General features: G+C 57.8%; 21 protein-coding genes and 1 pseudogene. 9 read left to right on the top strand and 13 right to left on the bottom strand.

Annotation, left to right across the window (positions count from 1 at the left end; genetic code table 11):
* Positions 1–78 precede the first annotated feature (78 nt).
* From G0D83_RS14290 to G0D83_RS14280, 3 genes are all read left to right on the top strand, one after another.
* Positions 79–2769: a cyclic nucleotide-binding domain-containing protein gene (locus G0D83_RS14290; protein ID WP_164195153.1), complete on the top strand. Its 2691-nt coding sequence runs from the start codon at positions 79–81 to the stop codon at positions 2767–2769.
* A gap of 112 nt (positions 2770–2881) precedes the next feature.
* Entirely contained in the window at positions 2882–4264 is a 1383-nt protein-coding gene (locus G0D83_RS14285) for an AAA family ATPase (RefSeq protein ID WP_164195150.1), read from the top strand.
* A 121-nt stretch (positions 4265–4385) separates the two neighbouring features.
* Positions 4386–4715 carry a hypothetical protein gene (locus G0D83_RS14280; RefSeq protein ID WP_164195148.1) on the top strand — a complete coding sequence of 110 codons (330 nt, stop codon included), beginning with the start codon at positions 4386–4388 and terminating at the stop codon, positions 4713–4715.
* A 58-nt stretch (positions 4716–4773) separates the two neighbouring features.
* Here G0D83_RS14280 and G0D83_RS14275 read toward each other — a convergent pair whose 3' ends face one another.
* The gene (locus G0D83_RS14275; RefSeq protein ID WP_164195146.1) at positions 4774–5037 is read right to left on the bottom strand and encodes a hypothetical protein; all 264 of its coding nucleotides are present in this window, start codon (positions 5035–5037) and stop codon (positions 4774–4776) included.
* A 113-nt stretch (positions 5038–5150) separates the two neighbouring features.
* On the opposite strand from G0D83_RS14275, the gene G0D83_RS14270 reads away from it, so the two are divergent.
* The 3 genes from G0D83_RS14270 (at position 5151) to G0D83_RS14260 (ending at position 7542) form a co-directional block, all read left to right on the top strand.
* Positions 5151–5609 (top strand): hypothetical protein, encoded by a 459-nt coding sequence (locus tag G0D83_RS14270; protein WP_164195145.1) that lies wholly within the window; start codon positions 5151–5153, stop codon positions 5607–5609.
* 81 nt (positions 5610–5690) lie between these two features.
* Positions 5691–6872 carry a hypothetical protein gene (locus tag G0D83_RS14265; protein WP_164195144.1) on the top strand — a complete coding sequence of 394 codons (1182 nt, stop codon included), beginning with the start codon at positions 5691–5693 and terminating at the stop codon, positions 6870–6872.
* A gap of 25 nt (positions 6873–6897) precedes the next feature.
* Positions 6898–7542, top strand: coding sequence for a Type 1 glutamine amidotransferase-like domain-containing protein (locus G0D83_RS14260; RefSeq protein ID WP_164195143.1), 645 nt, complete (start codon positions 6898–6900; stop codon positions 7540–7542).
* A 3-nt stretch (positions 7543–7545) separates the two neighbouring features.
* Here G0D83_RS14260 and G0D83_RS14255 read toward each other — a convergent pair whose 3' ends face one another.
* From G0D83_RS14255 to parM, 7 genes are all read right to left on the bottom strand, one after another.
* A complete protein-coding gene (locus tag G0D83_RS14255) occupies positions 7546–7863 on the bottom strand; it encodes a metalloregulator ArsR/SmtB family transcription factor (RefSeq protein WP_164195330.1) in 318 nt (105 codons plus the stop codon).
* Between the two features lie 389 nt (positions 7864–8252).
* Positions 8253–9164 carry a hypothetical protein gene (locus tag G0D83_RS14250; RefSeq protein ID WP_164195142.1) on the bottom strand — a complete coding sequence of 304 codons (912 nt, stop codon included), beginning with the start codon at positions 9162–9164 and terminating at the stop codon, positions 8253–8255.
* Positions 9165–9190: 26 nt separating this feature from the next.
* Positions 9191–10357: a hypothetical protein gene (locus G0D83_RS14245; RefSeq protein ID WP_164195141.1), complete on the bottom strand. Its 1167-nt coding sequence runs from the start codon at positions 10355–10357 to the stop codon at positions 9191–9193.
* Between the two features lie 54 nt (positions 10358–10411).
* Positions 10412–10819 (bottom strand): lytic transglycosylase domain-containing protein, encoded by a 408-nt coding sequence (locus G0D83_RS14240; RefSeq protein WP_164195140.1) that lies wholly within the window; start codon positions 10817–10819, stop codon positions 10412–10414.
* 2 nt (positions 10820–10821) lie between these two features.
* A complete protein-coding gene (locus G0D83_RS14235; protein ID WP_164195138.1) occupies positions 10822–11487 on the bottom strand; it encodes a hypothetical protein in 666 nt (221 codons plus the stop codon).
* Complete coding sequence (locus G0D83_RS14230) at positions 11487–12122, bottom strand: hypothetical protein (RefSeq protein WP_164195135.1); 636 nt, start codon at positions 12120–12122, stop codon at positions 11487–11489. Before G0D83_RS14230 ends, G0D83_RS14235 begins: the two co-directional genes overlap by 1 nt.
* A gap of 11 nt (positions 12123–12133) precedes the next feature.
* Positions 12134–13141, bottom strand: a complete 1008-nt coding sequence (parM, locus tag G0D83_RS14225; RefSeq protein WP_164195133.1) for a ParM/StbA family protein — start codon at positions 13139–13141, stop codon at positions 12134–12136.
* Positions 13142–13284: 143 nt separating this feature from the next.
* Here parM and G0D83_RS14220 point away from each other — a divergent pair, with 143 nt between their 5' ends.
* Complete coding sequence (locus tag G0D83_RS14220; RefSeq protein WP_164195131.1) at positions 13285–13857, top strand: DUF6036 family nucleotidyltransferase; 573 nt, start codon at positions 13285–13287, stop codon at positions 13855–13857.
* Between the two features lie 426 nt (positions 13858–14283).
* Here the strand turns inward: G0D83_RS14220 and icmT are convergent, their stop codons facing one another.
* Both icmT and G0D83_RS14210 read right to left on the bottom strand, forming a co-directional pair.
* Entirely contained in the window at positions 14284–14562 is a 279-nt protein-coding gene (gene icmT / locus G0D83_RS14215; protein ID WP_164195129.1) for an IcmT/TraK family protein, read from the bottom strand.
* Positions 14562–15752 carry a type IV pilus twitching motility protein PilT gene (locus G0D83_RS14210; protein ID WP_164195126.1) on the bottom strand — a complete coding sequence of 397 codons (1191 nt, stop codon included), beginning with the start codon at positions 15750–15752 and terminating at the stop codon, positions 14562–14564. The genes icmT and G0D83_RS14210 overlap by 1 nt, the downstream gene beginning before the upstream one ends.
* Before the next feature lie 226 nt (positions 15753–15978).
* On the opposite strand from G0D83_RS14210, the gene G0D83_RS14205 reads away from it, so the two are divergent.
* Positions 15979–16173, top strand: a complete 195-nt coding sequence (locus G0D83_RS14205) for an MHC class I heavy chain (protein WP_164195124.1) — start codon at positions 15979–15981, stop codon at positions 16171–16173.
* Between the two features lie 123 nt (positions 16174–16296).
* Here the strand turns inward: G0D83_RS14205 and G0D83_RS14200 are convergent, their stop codons facing one another.
* The 3 genes from G0D83_RS14200 to G0D83_RS14190 all read right to left on the bottom strand — a co-directional run bounded on the left by G0D83_RS14200 (position 16297) and on the right by G0D83_RS14190 (position 17817).
* Positions 16297–16458: a hypothetical protein gene (locus G0D83_RS14200; protein ID WP_164195122.1), complete on the bottom strand. Its 162-nt coding sequence runs from the start codon at positions 16456–16458 to the stop codon at positions 16297–16299.
* A 128-nt stretch (positions 16459–16586) separates the two neighbouring features.
* Positions 16587–16931, bottom strand: coding sequence for an STAS domain-containing protein (locus G0D83_RS14195; RefSeq protein ID WP_164195119.1), 345 nt, complete (start codon positions 16929–16931; stop codon positions 16587–16589).
* Positions 16932–16941: 10 nt separating this feature from the next.
* Positions 16942–17817, bottom strand: a complete 876-nt coding sequence (locus G0D83_RS14190) for an STAS domain-containing protein (protein WP_164195116.1) — start codon at positions 17815–17817, stop codon at positions 16942–16944.
* Between the two features lie 266 nt (positions 17818–18083).
* Here G0D83_RS14190 and G0D83_RS14185 point away from each other — a divergent pair.
* A pseudogene (locus tag G0D83_RS14185) lies at positions 18084–18405 on the top strand (PRC-barrel domain-containing protein); the annotation flags it as partial.

Below are 18405 nucleotides of genomic sequence, written 5' to 3'. Positions count from 1 at the left end.
AGATTTCTCTTAATTAAACCTTGCCGGGATAGTATCAGCGAAAGCTTTCTCAGTTTCAAAGAACAGGAGCCAAAATCCATGAACTTCGAGGAGTTCTCGCCTGAAGCCGCGCTTCGAGGGTGTTCCACCTTCGAGAACCTCAGCCGCGAAGCGTTGCAGGACATCGCGACCGGCATTGAGCTCATCGAGCTCAATGACGACGAATACCTCTTCCTTCAGGGTAATTCGGATGAATTCCTGTACCAGGTCATGTCAGGTGAGATCGAGTTGGTCCGAAGTGAGGTGTTTGCCAGCCAGGATCACGTCGGCATCTATGGCGCCGGCGATCTCGTCGGGGTTGATGTTCATCTACTCAGTGATCCCACTCCCGTTCACTTCATCAGCGCAAAAGCCAAGGGGAGCGCTCGGGTCATGAGGGTCCCTGCCCGGCTGCTGGATCACCTTGGTCGGGAACACCCCGAGGAATATGATCGCTTGCGCCGAAGAGCGCTGGTGCAAAGCCTTGAGCACGCGCCAACCAACAACTTCGTGGAAGCCCTGATCGAGGTGTCATCAGACCTCAAGTCTGCGACGTGTCCGACATTCACCGATGGGCAGATGCTCTTTGAGCAAGGAGATACTGCAGACTACGTCTATCTGCTCCTCAGTGGTTCGGTCCGCATCGAGAAGTCGGCCGCCGATGGAAGCCAGCAAATGGTTGCGCGCCTTCGCCCGGGTCAACTCTTTGGAGAGGCGGGCCTCAGTTCAGGGGCAACGCGGCGGGCAAGTGCGGTTGCGGAGGGCGCATCCTACCTGCTCAAGCTGAGCGTGAACCAGTTCCGGCTGCTGATGGATGGCAACCCGTCGCTCCGGAAGGCGTTGGAAGAGCAGAACAGGCTCTATAGCTCCCAGCATTCGAAATACCACATGCCAGCCTTCATCCAGCACATGAAGATGTCCACTCGCCTGTCCCTGCTGACACTCATGACCGTGCTTTCGGTGCTCTGGGCGACCTTCGGCATCAGCATGTCCTACATCGAGGATGCGATGATCTCGACGCAGCAAGGCGTGGTGCAACGTCAGGCGGCCGACATTCGATCGAACATTGTGTCCCTCATCGAGAGGACAGATGCGGCCTCCTACTCTCTGAAAACTTATGCGCTCAAGCAGCACGAAGAAGATCCTGAAAATCTCACCAGCAGTTCATTCCGCAACCTGGAGGTCTACTACGTCCATGGCGAGTCCCCGGAACTCCCTCAGGTGCCTAAAGCCGCAGAGAAGGTTGTGCGCGAGCTGCTCGAGGCGGCGTTCACAGGCCAGGAGATTGCGGATGGTTTCGTGAAGAGGCGGCTTGGAAATGACGCGATCGCATATTTCAGAGTGGAGCCCGTGCAAGCCCCGGATCAGAAGACTCTGGGGTATATTCTCAGTGGCCTCTACCCCGAGGAGTACAATGAGGAACACGCGGTGGTGCTGTCTCCCGGGGAAGACAAGGAGCTCCCCGACTTTGCCGGCCAGGTGTCAGACCTGCGCTCCGCAGTCGATGGCGTGGCTGACGCGAATGACACACGATATTCGGTGTCGAAATCGAGCGTCGCCGAGAGTGGCCTACGCCTTGAAATCTTCTCCTGGGAGCCACTCACCGAACAGGAACGCATTCTGGCCGACCTTAGCTTTTGGGGCGTGGTTGCAATCATGGTGTGCTCGGTCATCGCGGCCTTCATCACGTTGGCACTGTCGTCATGGACGCTGCAACCAATTCACCACCTGTCTCACGCGCTCCGTAGACTTTCGGAAGGTCAACGCGGAATTGTCGTGCCCTTCGCCTCTCGTCGGAATGAGGTCGGGAATCTCGCCGGCGCGATCCACCAACTGCAGACCACGATCCAATATCAGGAGCGCATCGTTGCCGAGCAGATGAAGGAACAGCAGGTCAAAGTTCACCGCCAGGAAGAGAACCGGCGCGCGATCGCAGCCTTCAGAGTAAGGTTCGAGGATTTGATTGGCGAGCTGATCACATCGGTGAGCACCGTTTCCTCAGTCTCTGAAAAGCTCCTGTCGGGCTCGAAGAATGCAGCAGAGGGCACCAGCAACATCCTGCAGACCGCGCAGGAGACAAAGCGCAGTGTCGAGCAGGTAGAAAACCTGGCACGCGAGCTGAGGGCCGCAGCTCAGCAGATCGATACCCACACGGAGGCATCGGATCGCTCTCTGGCAGAAGCCAGCCGGAACATGGAAGACGCCAAGAGCACAATCCAGCAGCTCGGACATGTGGTCGACGAGGTGGGAACGATCGCGGAAACGATCAGCCGCATTGCGGATCAGACCCGAATTCTCGCATGGAATGCCAGGATCGAGGCTTCAAGAGCCGGCCGGGCCGGAAAGGGCTTCGGCGTCGTGGCGACGGAGGTGAGCAAGCTGGCCAACCAGACGTCAGATGCGACAGGAGATATCCGCCAGAAGGTAGAGAATATCGAGAGCGCCTCACAAGGCGTCGTCGCTGCCCTGACGTCGATCGACACCGTCATGAAGCGGATGCTGGACGAGCACGTAGAAATCCGGGGAGCTGTGGGAACACAGACTGAAGCCACCCGGCATATCGCCGAGGACGTGGTCCAGACCTCCAGGCAAACCCGCGAGGTTTCAGAGAGTTTGGGTGTGATCAGCCAGTTGGTGGCCGCCTCGCAACATGGCTCGGAAGAGTTGGCACGCAGCTCCGAGTTGCTCACAGGAAAAACAGAGGACTTCTACAAAAGAATAGAGGGCTTCCTGAAATCGGTTTCCGATTGACCTGTCCATGGGGCATGCAAAGAAAGCACGTTTTCTTCAGCAATCCGCCCGAGGGGGTTTGACTTCCGGCGCAGTGTTAAAATAGGATTAACCGTCTTTTACGGAGATCCTGATGCTCGATTTCGAAATGTGCGACTACTGCCGTATCCCGGCTGAAGACGCACAGCCGATACTTTTCAATTTCCTGTGCTACCTTGATGAGAGCATGGAGCCGTCTGAGCTCGAACGTGTTCTGTCGAAGGTGTCTGGTCCCGAAGAGAACTGCGCCAGCTTCATGGCGAGCAGTGACGAAGCACTCTTCGCGCTCGCGGTGGCTTTCCGTCAGGAAAACCGTGCGGCCCATCTGACGCTCATGTGGTTTCTCGCGTGCTGTGACTATGCGACCCCGGTCACCCAGCTCCTCGAGGGCCTGCGGGCTCTCAAGCACGTGTACCGTCACAGCGGCCGGCAACTGAAAACCAAGCTGTCGGCGGCGATCACGAGCTGGGAGGAAATCGCGGATGCCGAAGATCAGTACCCTCTCGACGATATCGAACTGATGCCTGCCTCCACCCATCTGATCTCGACGGAAATGATCGTCATCAAAGATGTCGGCGATCCCAACAGCAAGGACGGGCGCGAGATAAAACGGCGCTACGGGGCCATCATCGACAAGCCGCTGCCTCTCAAGGGCAATATCGGCGATGTCGCACAGGTTCATCAGCAGCTCTCGGAAAAATTCCCATGGGCCGCCAACGTCGTCGACAGCGTTTGCGGACAGCTGTCTCTCATGGCACGTGGTCGCGGCGAGAATACCCATGTGACCCTGCCGCCGATCCTGCTCGTGGGCAATCCAGGGTGCGGCAAGACACGCTTCCTTCGGGAGCTATGCGAGATGCTCACCGTCCCCTTCTCGATCATGGCCTGCGGCGGCACCAGCGACTCCGGTGGCTTTCTGCCTGTCGCCCGCGGCTGGGTGAACACACGCGTTGCCGGGCCCGTCCAAGCGATGCTCGAGAAGGAGTGCGCCAACCCTGCGCTGATCCTCGATGAGATCGACAAGGCCAGTGTGCACTCACAGAATGGCTCGCTAAGCGACTCCCTGCTGACGATGCTCAACGGCGATCAGAAGTACTACGACACCTGCCTGATGGCGAATGTGGACTTTGGCGGCATCAGCTTCCTGGCGACGGCGAACTCGATCGTCAACATGCCGGAGGCGTTGAAAGACCGCTTCATGATCGTCACCATGGACACTCCGTCGTCCGAGCACTTCGAGGTGATCTATGAGGGGCTGCGGTCCTCGGAAGCCCGGCGTCTCGGAGTGAGTGTCGATGACTTCCCCGAGCTCAATGAGATGGAAATCGAGGAACTCAAGGCAATGCTCGACTACCCCAAAGCCTCGATCCGCTCAGTCGAGCGCGCCTATCGCACACTGTCCGGCGACAAGGCACTCAAGGAACGGGTGGACAACGCGCAAGCCCACGTCAGCCGGAGCCTGCACCTCAGGGCCTGAGGAGACCTTTGTACAAGTCGGCTAAATTCTGACGAAACCCCTTGTTGGTATCCGGGAAGAAATACCCGGATACCAACACCATGAAGACATATCAGACATCCAACAGGTCAAAGGGGCGGCCATGCTCCATGCTCTGATCAACACGACCAACAACCTGCTCCTGCGCGCAAAGGCGGTTCCGGCAGGAAAGGTCTCCCAGGCGAAAAGCCTGAACCTGCCTGCCGATGAGCCAATTATTCTGGTTGGCTATTTCCACGATGCGCCGATCTTCATCTACGACAAGGAAGATGCCATCCTCGAGCTGCTGGAGCATGGCGTTCTGACCCCTGAGTTCGATGGCCCAAAAGCGGTCTTCATGCACCCCCATGTCGACGACACTGTGATTTCCCACACGACCATTTTCAATGGAGCCATCACGCCAGGCCGAGAGGGGTCCGTGCTCGCCATCTGATAGAATAGATCACACAGAATAAGCCGCTTTCACAGCCCGGACTCCCATGCGTCGATGTCTACAGGAGCTGATTAAGTAACTTCTCAGCCTCAATCCGACCGCGAATAGTAACCCGGTATAGCCATTGCACCTGTTTTCTCCGGTCTCCTTTATGTGCGTCCGCATATCCAAGCTCCACCAGGGAGTGCATATTTTTCACGCAACGCACGTCTTTGGGCACCGGCAACTCCATTGCCCTGGTCCATCCTGCTCCTCCGTATAGGCTGGATGCCTCGCTTGCCGCAAGGAGCGCGATCAGTGCCGTTTGTTGCTTGTCGTCCATGTTGTTCCAGGTTCATCAGCAGCGTGAAGCCCCGTCACTTTACACCAAGCCAGCCGTTAATCTTCTGAAAATCCGCCTCTGGTAGTTTTCTCTGGTCAAATTCAGAGGCGACCATGCTCTTCCACGGAGCGATCACAGGAGCACATAGTACAGACGAAGAAGGGCTTCTGGTCGACACCCGCCTTGGCGGCGACCTGATCTCGGGCGGCTTCTCAGAAGGCCGTCTCAAGGCATCCCCCAGTCACTTTCTGCACTGTGAATTCGCACCCGACCGGGTAGAGGGCTGTGACGACATCTTCGATGTCTACTCACCGGCGGCACCGACCAAGCTGGTAATCCCGAAAGTGAAGATCGTCGACAAGTTCGGCCTGTCACTTCCAATCATCGACGTCGGTTTTGCCTTCGAGTTCCCGCTGGCCAAGCCCGGGATCTCGCCCGAACAAATCTTGGATTGGGAGCGCAGCTCCGGCGTCCGGATTGCCGATGGCGTGGTCCTGCAATGGGTCTCGGATGAGAAGTACAGCGCCTGCCCTCTGGATCGCGAAACAAGCAGAGTTCTCAGACCCAGGTGAAAAAGGCCCCTGAAGACAAATGGTATCTTGCTCGGTCGGTGGCATCTCCCACGAAGACCGAAGAATTTTTGGAGAAGATTGATGGCAGCAAGCAGTTGGCCGAACGTTTCTGAGCACGGAGTTGAGCTTCTTCTGAAGCCCGACACGCGTCAGCTTTCTGAAGGCGAGAAGAAGAACAATCTCGCGATCGTCAGATCGACGAAGGAAGGGTTTGACAAGAACCTGGAGATCGCGCTCATTCACGAAGGCTTCGAAAAGATGTCTGCAGATGGGGTCCCTGTGTTCGTCGCCGAAGGAACCAAGGTCCGGCTGACCGCAAGCCTTCTGAAAAGGCTCTTCGGCAGCTTTGAAAAGTACGAGCTGAAATCTGCCGCAGACCAAGCTCGCATTCGCTACGATGGTGAGATCACCCCTTGGGTCGAGCCGGTCGCTGTCGAAGAGGTCAGCGGCTACGAAAAGCTTGTTCGCGAGGCGGCTGAGGGCAATCCTATCGAGGAACCGTCGCCAGCTGAAGAAGCCGCCGCGCCGGTGGAAAATACCCCTGACGATGCCATGGCGGCGACCGCCACGAACGCTGGTCACAAAGAGCTGGGAACGACAGTTAGCGAGCAGGCCCTGCCAGAGGGCTTCGTAGTGCAATTCGGCTCCTACCTTGTGCACGAGGGCGTGCCCAGAGAGGCTCGGGATGACTTCCTCGCAGCGGTAGTCGATATCACTGCTCAGTTCTCCTTTGCGCAGGCATTCGAAGGCAAGACCAAGTCTCCGCAGGACATCCGGCGTGACTACAAACCGCTGGCGACCAACAAGGAGCTGGCCAAGAGCCGGGTCGTCGACTGCGTCGTGCCTTTCGTAAGGCAGTTCCTGCAGAAGTCGGACGAACAGCGGCATGAGTACGTTGAGTTCGCCTCGGAGCATACCCAAGAGATGGACGCGTATATCGACGAGTTGACCGGTTTCATGGATGACTTCGTCAAGGTCGAAACCGCCAAGAACGTGGCGAGCACCTACGAGCGCAACCTGCGCATGACCGGTGCCCGGGCTATCAGCATCCTATCCACCATCGAGGACCAGGCGCAATTCAACCGCATCTCGCGTGAGTTTGCGGCAAAGGACGAAAGGCTCTCGGTTCTCAACAGTTCAGCCTACTCGAACTACAAGCTGCCGATCACCAAGGTGCGCAAGAACGACGAGTTCCGCGAACGGCTCGACGGCATGTGGGCAGACTTCAAATCAAGCCTCGAGAACAGCGCACCGGCTCCCTAACGGGCCGGTGCAGAGAGACCTCGCCATGATCCCGGACAACATCGACCTCCATCTCGCGTCTTCCCTCTCGGCCGCTTCGGAAGCCATTCGACACGAGATGGACTCCCTTCACGGCAAACGCCTGCTTCTCATTGACACCGCTCGCCGCGGTGAAGGCCGGCCACTGCCGGATGATGAGCCCCTGCCAATGACTGAACACGGTTGCCGTGTCGAAGTGGTCGACATCCGCGGGAAGAGCCGGGCAGAGCTCGAAAGCCAACTCGAGAGTGTCCATGGGTGCGTTCTGTTGGGGGGCAATACATACGTTCTGATGCATGCCATCAGGGAGACCGAGTTCGCTCGCCTTTTGGAGGATCGGGCATCTCGTGGTGGAGAGCCATTCCTGGTCATCGGAGAGAGTGCTGGTGCCCTGGTCATGGGAGAGAGCATCGCTCATGCCAAGTTTGTCGACGACCCCCAAGCAGCCCCTGAAGTCATCGAAGAAGGCATTGGGTGGGTCGGCAGCCGGGTTCTACCCCACGTGGGATGCGAGAAATATGGACTCGGAGAAAAGGTCGAGGCAATCATCGCGGCAGACGATGATCCGATAAGCTTTCTGCAGATCCACGAAGAGGAGTTGGCCTCCTCATGGAGTGAGCCAATGCATCAGATGGCATGCACTGCCTCGTGATTTTCACAAGCCAGGAACTCGTGCGGGCGGTTGCGAGATGCGCTTGTCGCAAAATATCCTGTGAAGCAGATCTATGAGCCTCGCAGTATCTCCCGCTGCCAGCCTGTAATAGACTTTTTTGCCGTCACGACGAGTTCTTACGAGGCCGTCTTCCCGTAGCCGAGCGAGCATTTGACTGGTTGCGGATTGGCTGACCCCAATCTCCCGCATCAACTCCCCCACAGATTTTTCTCCAGCGCAGAGATGACACAGGAGCAATAATCGCTGTTCGTGAGCTATAGATTTCAGAAAACTCGTAGCCTCTGCAACGTTGCGAGACATATCGTCAGCCAGTGGTGGGCGGGCAGTCTGGAGTAATTTTGTCACGACGACTCCCTGAAAACTCTGAAATAATAAAGCGGACAATCGCCCACAGCTTCATACTCTGAAGTTCACATGTCAATGAGTAAGCGACCGAGATCCACGCAGTGGCATATTATGATCGGCTTGTAACCGGACAGGAACTAACTATATTTTGCGATAGCTTCAGGTGGCGGGACTTTCTGCATGCACCCCGGGTCGATCAGAATGCTGAAGCTGCGCACCTCAAGAGGTTCGGCAAACGACGGTAAGGCGCACCCGCTTCAATACACCATAAGCCTCCTGTTGGGAGTTTGTGGTGCTTTTCCCCGCTTGCATTGCGTTTTCACGCTGTAGGCCTCAAGAAACCTTCAGGGCGCAGTCACAGCCATCAACCCGAACTCGGCCAGGTCCCCCAGCGACTTGATTGTGCCGCCCCCGGGCACTGGCGTTTCAACATGATCGCGATTGGCGACGTAGGACTCGGGATGAGGAATGTTCGAGATCCCATGCTCATCAAGGCCACGTTGCCAGGCGACCAAGGCGTTGTCTTTAAGCGCATCCCGGGGTTTCATCCTGATCTCGTCCGAAGAGTAGAAGCGGGACAGCAGATCCTCGTCGGGAATAGCCGCCGGCGCAGGTGCAGTTTCGGTCACCACATCTTCCGGGATGGGAGCCTCATAGCGCGGCGCGGCCGACACGGGTTCCAGTTCATCGAGGTAGTCTTTCATCTTCTCGGGAGAGACCACCGTGTTGGAGATTGACATACTCGAGGGGGTCTTGTGATCAGAAATAGACGCGCTGGGCGGCACCGCGGTCACCAGACTGACACTCTCCTTGAAGTAACTCGAGAAGCTTGAATATCCTGCAGCAGACAGCATGCAGATCACGAATATGCTGCCCATCACCTTCTTGGCACGGTTTCGGTACCGCCCATTGGCAGCGACCTGCTGAATGGCCACGGAAGCCTTCTCGCGCTTGGCTTTCTCGGCATCTTCTTTGGCCTGCCGCTCTTTGGATTCGAAGTGAAGAGTAGTCAGCGAGGAGTGAGCCTCCAGCAACCTTCGGCAGCAATCAAGGTAGGAACCCGATGTCATTTCGATCTTGTCAGCGTTGCTTTGACTGAAGGCCTCGAGACGGGAGCGCATGAGACCCCGCTCTAGCCTGACCATCCAGCCTGCGTCATTGATGGTGAAGGAAAAGCTGTCGCAAATGACTGCGGATGGTTTGCCGACGACGGCATCTGCAGGAACGGGGAAGCGGTTTACGTAAATCGTGTTCATGAAGTGTCCTTTGAAAATCGGCTTGGTCAGAAATCGCTCTGTTTGCGCTCGAAGAACTCGTCGAGATCAATCAGCCCCTGATGCTCGAGGTAGTCCTCAAGGCCGTCGACTGCTTGGTCGACATGCGGCTCCACCAGCTTCGCCTTGGAGATATGTTCGGCATTGAAATGGGACACGGCGCCTGCACCTTCTGTGTGGTAGGAGCGGCGGCCGCAGTTATTGAGCGTGTACCACAGCGACCGGTCGATCTTCTTGAGCCAACGGAACTCTGCGGAGGCAAAGACCCCGCCATTGTCCCTAGACCACTGGAGCAGCCGGAAGAGTGCGGTATTCGTGTAGGCGTGGTTGGAGGTGTACTTCTCCATCATCTTCCCGAACTTCGGGTCCGAGTTCACCTTGTCGAAGAGAGCCTTGATCTGTTGGTCGAGCTCCTCCCCTTTCTTGGTTGTGTAAAGGACCGCGATCTTTTCCTTGAACCCACGCGCGTTCTTGTCTCTCTTTGCATTGATGTAGAAGGCGGCGCAGAGAGCCTGAACATAGGGGGCTGCTTTCTCTACGCCCTGCCAGGGCTCGCCGAGCTGCTTTTCGAAGGCCACAGTCGCGGCGTCGTGATCCAGGCCGTCGATGGCTTCCGACAGGTCGACCTTGTTGTCCCGCATCCACTCCATCGGTGTCTTGGCTGGATCCTCGATTTCGTCGCCATTGTCGGGGTCAAAACCGGCACCAGTGCTGAAGACTTTCCAGTGCTGGGCCTGGTAGTCGGCAAGAGACGGCCCGAAGCCGCCGGCGAGGGAGAACTGTCTTGAGAACCCGCGGCCCTTCATCTTGAAGAGGATGCGAACCGCGAGCCCCATGATCATGAGAGCGAATAGCCATTTGAAAACGCTGGCCGCCATCTGAGACATCATCATCATTTCGGCATAGCTGACATCGAATGGGTCAATGCGGCCGTTGAACGTGCCCTTCATGAATTCCAGGTAGCCCTGCGCCTGGCGGCCGAAGGGCAGCAGCCCGATCATCGACAATCCTTTGACTGCGTAGAACTGGGCGATATCGAGAGCAAACATTGCCCAGACAATCACGTTGCGCGCGAAGGTCCAGATCAGCCAGACGACAAAGCACACCAGGGCGAACCCGATCAGATACGTCAGTTCTTGGTCTTGGGGACGATCCCCCCCTTGTTGGGAAGCCATGGCAGTCTCTCGTTAGGTCTGCCAAAAGAATATGGAGAGCTCGTTAATCCCAGATTATCTGATGATCGTCTGCAGGTTCTTCAGGAAGGTCTTCTTGTACCGCTCCTTGTGCTGAGTGGTCCAAGAATGGTACCGCCCTATCCCTTCAAGGACGTCTCCATTGGACAGGTCAATGTTCTGGCGCAGGATCCAGGCGCCGGCGTGGATGTTGAAGCAGCCGTTGTTCAGAAGCTGATCTTCCGCCCGGGCCTCGTTCCCGCGGAAAAACTTGTCGGCGATCTCACCCGTCCACACCCCGTCGTTGATCTGCATGGGTCCCAGGTCTCGCGTGCCATTGGTGTTTTCAGAGTATTGCCCGACCTTCCCGCCTTCCGTGCGCATGATCGCGGCAATCACGACCGGCTGGATGCCGTAGGCCGCGGCCGCCTGGCTAATGCACGCTGCAGTCACCAGCGAGATCACTTTCAGTGTCCTCGCCCAGCGCGCAGATCAACCACCGGCTTGCGCCATATCCGGGAGCGCAGCGCGGCAATCATCTCATCGTGGATGGCGGTTACCGGAAGGTTCTCGCAGATGAGCTCGGTCAGGACATGAACGTAGGGCTTCTGCCGCGCCTGGAGGAGGTCGTATTTCTTCGCAATAGCCAGCAGCTCGTCTCGCCAGAGGGCGCCGCACAAAGCATGAGGCGCGAGTTGCATGAGATAGGCCGCGCGGTCGGGAACATACCGGGCGTCGTCTCGGACCTGTGGCCATCGGTAGCCTCGCTTTGTCTTGACCTTCGGACCCATCTTGGTCGCCCGGTTATAGGGTCTCACAGCCTGATCGCAGGTTTCGAGGCGCCCCCATCCTGCTGGAAGCTTCGAGAAGCAGCGGCTCTGGATACTCTCGTCGCACAGCAGCCACATCTCTCTCGTGGCCATAGGATAAGCGAGCCCCTGACGATCCAGCCTGCTAGGGCTATCCCCCTCGCCTTTGATTTCGACGCCGACAATATGAGTGGAAGTGATCGCCGCCACGTCCAGGGATGCACCTCCCCAATCCGCAATGCTGAGTTCGGTCACGAGGATCGACTCCGGATAGGCCTTGGCAAGCCAGGTCATCGCCAGAGATCTGAGTTCGCCAGCTTTCATCACATGATGTCCCCGATGAAGCCGTATTTCTCCTTGGGAGTGGCAGCACCTGTCGCCCCCGAGCCGGCCTCACCGGGCTCGCCAGTCTCCGTTTCGCCTGTTACCCCTTTGTCCTCCTCCAAGGGAGCATCAGTCACCTCCGCGATCAGCAGATCATGGGGGTCGCGGTCAGTATCCGAAGCCTCGTCGGTAATTTCGTCCGGCCTCTCCTCTTCGATCTCGCGGTCGTTCACTGCATTGCCTCCCTTTGCAGGTTCTGGTTGGGCGGCGGCGCCCAATGGACGCGACGGCTCTCGTGGTGTGTCATCGGAGGTCATTGCCATAGGTTGGCTTGGAACCTCTCCTGTCTGCTGCCTGCTGCCGGGCTTCTCTGCTGCGCCTGCCTTCTTCCTCTCTCGAGGCGGCGCCGTGAATGGGTCTGTGGGGCGGCCGGCAAGTTCCTCATCCACCTCCCTCAGGATACGAGGGCTGATCTCCCCACGCTCGCAAAGCTCGTCGAGGCCGACCTGCAGAAGACGCCGGAACACCTCCTGGGGACGGCTGTGCCGCTGGCAGGCATGCCAGAAGGCGAGGAGGCGATCATCCTCCTCGAGCCCTGGCTTGAGATATATCTGCACACCCTTTGCTCGCGGCATGGCTCAAGGCCTCAGGCCTTCACCTTGATGTACTTGTAGAGGCCCTTGGCATTCGAAAATTCAGGATCCTCGGGCATCACCCCGTTCGGGAAGTGCCCCGCGATGGTACTGAACAGCGCAGACCCTCCGCCGACAAAGACGACAGCATTCAGGTTTGCGGCCGAACCCAGACGCCTCTCGACTTCCCGGGCGATCTTGCGCTCGTGTTCACCGACGACGGCTTCGACCAGTTCCGCGACATTGTGCTGCTTGTTCCACAGCTTGACCTCACCGGTGCGGACCGCAGCATCAAGCTGATCCAAGGGGAACTTCTCCTTGATCTTGAACTCTCGGCGGATTGCTTTGCGCACGCCGTTGTAGACATCGAGGACACCGATGTTCTCTGTCCCCGACATCGAATGGTCGATCGCATTGCCTCCGACCACGACGGCGATGTCCGTTGTCCGCCCGCCGATGTCGACAATGGCAACAGCGCCGCGGACATCCGCCCTCTGTTCAAGATTGTCATCGAGCACGTAGTCGAACCATGCAGCCACGGCTTGGCAGCCAACACGGACATTTTCCACGATGGGCATCGTCCCGCCGTCAGAGCCCTTCACGCCAAGCTTGAGGTTCGACGTCTTGGCTTCGATGTGCTCGATGTCCCTTTCGTCATCGAGGAAGTAGTCTGCTACCGGCAGCCCCGTCACAAGGTTCACCTTGCGGCCGGCATATCCTGATTTTCGAAGAGCGTGATGCACCAGCACCCGGTTCAGTTGAGAGGTGTGGAACCCGTCGAACTGCGTGTTTTCAGACTCGATCTCGTTGGAGACCGTGAAGACATCTCCCTCTTCGGTCTCATACTGGTCGATGCCTCCCCCATTGAAGGAACTGAGGCCCGAGCGCCCCTGGCGTACCGAGGAGCGAATGATCTGTATGACCATCTTCCCGGTTTCAGGATCCTCGCCAACGAGTTTGGTCTGCGCGTAGCCGTCATCGACAGCGACATTGAGGACTTTGAGTTTCTTGGTATCGGTCATCGTTCACCTGCCTTTGCCAGGCAAGTAGGCGAGGACCGTTAATCTCGTGTTGCTGATGTAGATGGTTGGCTCCCCGAAAGGAGGAGTTGTGTTTGCGGCAGCGTTATACATATGCCTCTATAAGTGACCGGAGGAAGGCTACCATGGAACAAAGCAAACTCATGACGGCCCTTGAGAGGCATCTGGAAAAGTTGTCCGAGCGTCTCGGCAAACTCCGCGCCCCTCTTCATGCATATCTCGCTGGCGGCGTCGCAGTGAACTATTATACGGGGCACAGGATGTCCGATGACGTTGATATGAAGTGGTCTCACCGTTTTTCTATCCCGCCTGATCTGCAAATTTTCGAAGTACCGAACCCGGATGACCCAAGTGACATCCGCTTGGTGACGATGGACGGTGGATTCTCCGATGTCATGGGCTCATTCCCCCCTGAATGGGAAGAAAATTCCCCGGAGATCTGCCGAGTTGGAGACATCGTCTTACACGTAATGAATCCCGTTGACTTGGCCGTATCCAAGGTGGGGCGCTTTCAAGATCGAGATCGCGAGGATATCCGTGAACTTGCGGCGCACGGTCTGATTGACCCAGAGAAGTTCGAAGAGAGGTTGGCAGAGGCTCTAGACTATTTTGTTGGCGACACCACGTTTGTGAAGCATAATGCAGCAGATGCGACAGAGATCGTTAGGAATGCTAGAAGCACACCCACATTTCGCTGACCCACAGGCACCCGCCCGGGCTCGGGAAGATGACGCGCTGTCTCTTCTCGCAGAGGTGGTCACGGGGAGGTATTTCCCAACGGGCACCGAGAACGAGACATATCTTCGGCAACTTGGGTATGTCGCCCAGCTCGCTCGACACCGTGTCAATGACCCAGCCGATCACCTTGGCGAAGTAACTGCGTTCTGCAAAAGCCAGATCGATGGTAGATCGAGAACGGCTGCAGATTTCCGAGATCCGTTCCAAGAACGGTGGGGAGCCCCTTGGCACATGGACATTGCCAAGATCCGCGTAGAGCTGCCTCTCCACCTGATGAAACGAGCTGCATTGGCGCAGCGTCATCCCTAGGCTGATCCCCTCGCGCTATTACGACGCTAGCTAGTGAGAAGCCTGAGGGATCACATAACTGCCAGTGAGTACCACCATCAGAACAGCGGTCTCCGGTCGTAATCCTTCGGGCGAGTAAGCTTGTCGTCCGTCAGAGGAGGTCTGACGGGCCCCGCGAAGTAGACCCGAATGGCACGCAGGGCCGACTTGAAATCATACCCCCTGCGTTCAACCGCATAGAATGCTCCTAGGACGGTAATCAGGACCAATAGTGTCCACCCTCGGATGTGCAGCAGGAACGCGATGAGAAAGATCGCGACCCGGGCGTCGAACATGAAAAACCTGGGGGATTTGAAGGTGTGCCGCCAGTGGGCCATCAGTCGTCCCCTTCATGGCGGTTGCTGAGATAGCGGTACCGCTCCTCACTGATCTCACCTTTGTCCAGGAGCTTCCTGGCGGAATCTGCCATGGAGCTGCCCTTGCAGTTACCCTCCTCAAGGATTTTGCGAATTTCCTTGGGCCAGTCATCGACATCGATGTCGATGAGACGTCGGCGCACGTCGTCATCGAAGACCAGGTACTCGCGACACCCGACCATGCCCCCGCCTTCTCGCGGTAGGAGGATCTGCGTCACAACCATTCTCAGGGTATCCAGAATGTCGATCGCCATCGCCCTGCGTTCATCGCCAGGGAACGGCATGACGGCGCGCCTGAGGGTCTCAGCAACACCGATGGTGTGCATGGTGGAATAGAGAACGTGCCCCGTCAGGGCAGCCTCCACAGAGGCCTGAATGGTCGCCTTGTCCCGGCTCTCACCAATCAGGATAATCGTAGGCTTGCGCCGCAGAGCGTTACGGACGCAGTAGCCGAATTCGCCTTCTTCATCATGGCTACTCCCGCCTCGCGGCCTCAGGTGGGAACCGACTTCCGACTGAAAGACTGTGGAGCTTGGCATCTCGACCTTGTCGTAGACAAATTCGATGGGCTTCGAGAACTCCACCATCTTTTCGTTGGCGTCCTCTTGCTCGAGGATCATCCTGATCCCGGATGACAGCAGGGTCGATTTCCCCGAGCCCGTAGGACCAGTGACCAGCACCATGCCCTTCTGCGGTCTGAAGTTGTCAATGATGTCCTGCTCGACACCCAAATCTCGAATGTCGAGAGGGATCTCTGGAAGAGTACGAATGGACAGCTGGATGCCATCGCCACCGATGCTCCGACCACCAGTGATGTTGACCCTAAACCGGAGACGGCCGCCGCCTGAAACCTTGATTTCGTGCGACGGATCGAGATCGAAGCCAGACTTGATCTCAGCGGGGCCGTTCTCGCCGTAGATATATCGTACGACGCCCTCTACCTCGGGAACCTTGATGCTCCGGCTGGTGATCTTGATGATCTTCCCGCCGATTTCCGCGATTACAGGAAGATCGGACTGGACGGTGATTTCCGATGCCTTGTTGCGGGAGCACCAGAGCAGCATTTCGTCGAAGGTGTCTTCCCCCATACGCCCATCAAACTCAAAGATGCCGCCGCTATACCCGCGGGAGAACGTGCTTTCCTCGGCCATAAAACCTTCCTCGTTGTCTTGGCGAGGAAGTGGCTCCGCTTGGTTAACAACTGGGTAAGCGTCCAAGTGCTCATGGGCTGGGACCGGAGTGGATGAGAACCGCGGAAATCGGTGGATAAATCGGACGCCTCTTGTTGAGCCTGTTGATGACCTGTCAGTCTCGGACCAGCTCTCGACCTCCCGGCTCCTCTATATGCGCCGGCACATCCGAACTCAGGAGGACGACATGACTGGGGTATGGAAAACGATCCAGACGATGGAGTGCGAAGCCCAAGAGGGATCGCGCGTCACCGTCTTTCGCCAATCGGACGGCACAGATACGAGGTTTGTCTTGGGGAACGGGCGTCACATCCGCCCGAACCCGGATGGCACCTTCCAGATTCCGGACAGCGATATTGAGCTGAGCGTGATGGCTCTGTAAAAAAAATCTGACAACGCAGGGAACCTGCTCTCGTCCTTCTGTGTTTGTAGATGAGCGCGGGCTAGCAGCTTCGGACGAGTAGCTTCGACGGATCATGCGGCTTAATCTGCAATTCGCGGTATCTTATTGTAGATTTAGCCCGCGCTCACCCTCGCCCTCGCTGATCAGCACAGTCGAGATATTTCCGAGACCTGCGTAGCGCATTTCCATCTCGGTCTCGTCAATATGAACCAGAGCCGCCACAGCCACGCGCCGCCCGATAAGATGCACGGTAATTTGGTGCATGAGATGCGCATCACCGAAAGCCCGCGTACCTTGAGTAGGCGCGCGACCGCCTGGCGCGCAATGACGACATCCCGGTGGTTGCGAGGGGGATCTCCCCGAGCGTGGGCGAGCATGATGGTCCCTTGGGATCAGGCACGCCGCAACTGAGACAACGCATGGGTCAGGCTGAGCGCCGTGCGGGTCTCGGGCGGGTGATTGCCCAGCTCGACAATCGTCACGGCCACTGCCGGGCGCATTCCTACAACGTAGGTCTCGGCCGTCAGCAGACGCGAAATCCCCGCCAGCTGGGCAATCACCCGCCCGACGTACGTGTCGACGATCTCCAGCGAGCTGATGTCGAGGATCACGCCCTTGACGTTCTCTTTGGCGATCCGGTTGGAGAGGGTCTCCTGCAACTCGACGATTTCGGTATCTGTGACGTCGCCCTGAATGGAGACGAGAAGGGCGTTCTCGACCAGATTTATGGACGTCATTCCCGACACGTCAGGAGGCCTCGGTGGTCTTGATCACATAGCCGACCTTTTGCAGCGCATCGGACAGCGCGGTGCGGATGCTCGACCGGGTCGACACGGTGCCCACGTCAATGCCGAGCTGCACCATGGTCTGGGCGATCATCGGGCTGATGCCGCTGATGATGCATTCAGCCCCCATCAGACGCACGGCGGCTGCAGCCCGCAGAAGGTGCTGCGCCACCTGCGTGTCGACGGTGCCGACGCCGGTGATGTCCATGACCACCACCTCGGCCTGCCTCTCGAGGATGGTCTGCAGCAGGTTCTCCATGACCTCCTGCGCCCGGACGGAATCCAGCGTGCCAATCAGCGGCAACGTGAGAACCCGGTCCCAGAGTTCGACCACGGGGGTCGACAGTTCGAGCATTTCCTGGCGCTGACGCTCGATGAGCTGTTCGCGCTCGCCGATGAAAATCTCGTTGGTATAGATCGCGAAGGCATCGACGAGGCGGGTCACCATTAGAACGTCGCGAATGAGCTTTCCGCCCTCGACGCCGGGCATGGCCTCGAGCCGCTTGAACAGCGGCGCCTTGAGGGCCAGCACAAAGGTTGCCATTTCAGTCGGCGTGACGCCGCGGCTGACGCGTTCCTTGCTGACGTCGGCCAGAACAGCGCGCAGGACTTCCCAGGCATCGTCATCGAGGCTGAACTCTTCGTCCACCACACCTACCCGTACCCCCTTGCCGAAGGCTTTCAGGAGTTCCTGGTTCTGTGCGCGACTTTCAGAGTCGGAGAAAAGGTCCGATCGTTTCACGCCCTCCTTCACCTGGGTCCCAAGCCATTCCTCCACAACACCGGAAAAGTCGGTTTCGAGGATGGTCAGAATATTTGCCGTCGCTGTCTGCGGCATGTTCGGGAACCCCAGTGAATTTGTGATGAGATAGGTAAGACAAGGTCGCCACGAAGAGTCAACGCTTACCCGAAGTTCAATAATTAGATGACAGGAAATCACGCACACTTGGCGCCGAACGTGAGGCACGCGGGCGCGGCAACCCACCTATGGCTTCATTTGGTGTCAAGCTGCGGCGGAAAGGCGCATCAATGGAACTTTCCTCCGGACAAACCGTTCTACCGGACACATCAGGAGGAGATGTCACGGTGCATGAGAGCTCGACAATGATTTCGTCCGACAAGGTCAACGGCACCGCGGTCTATTCCCTCACCGGCGAGCACATCGGCACGATCGACCACCTCACCATCGACAAGCGACCGGCAAGGTGGCCTACGCGGTGATGGGCTTCGGAGGCTTTCTGGGGATGGGGGAAGATCACCACCCGATCCCCTGGGCCAAGCTGAACTACGACACCAGCCGTGGCGGCTACGTGACCGACATCACGTCCGAGCAGCTGGAGGGCGCGCCAGAGCGCGGCGACGACTGGCACCGCGACCGCGACTGGGAGGCCCGCACGCACGACTATTACGGCGTGCCCAACTACTG

It is taken from the genome of Salipiger sp. PrR003 (assembly GCF_010500785.1).
In the GTDB taxonomy this organism is placed as follows: Bacteria; Pseudomonadota; Alphaproteobacteria; order Rhodobacterales; family Rhodobacteraceae; genus Salipiger; species Salipiger pacificus_A.
This window is presented reverse-complemented; position numbering and strand designations above follow the sequence as displayed.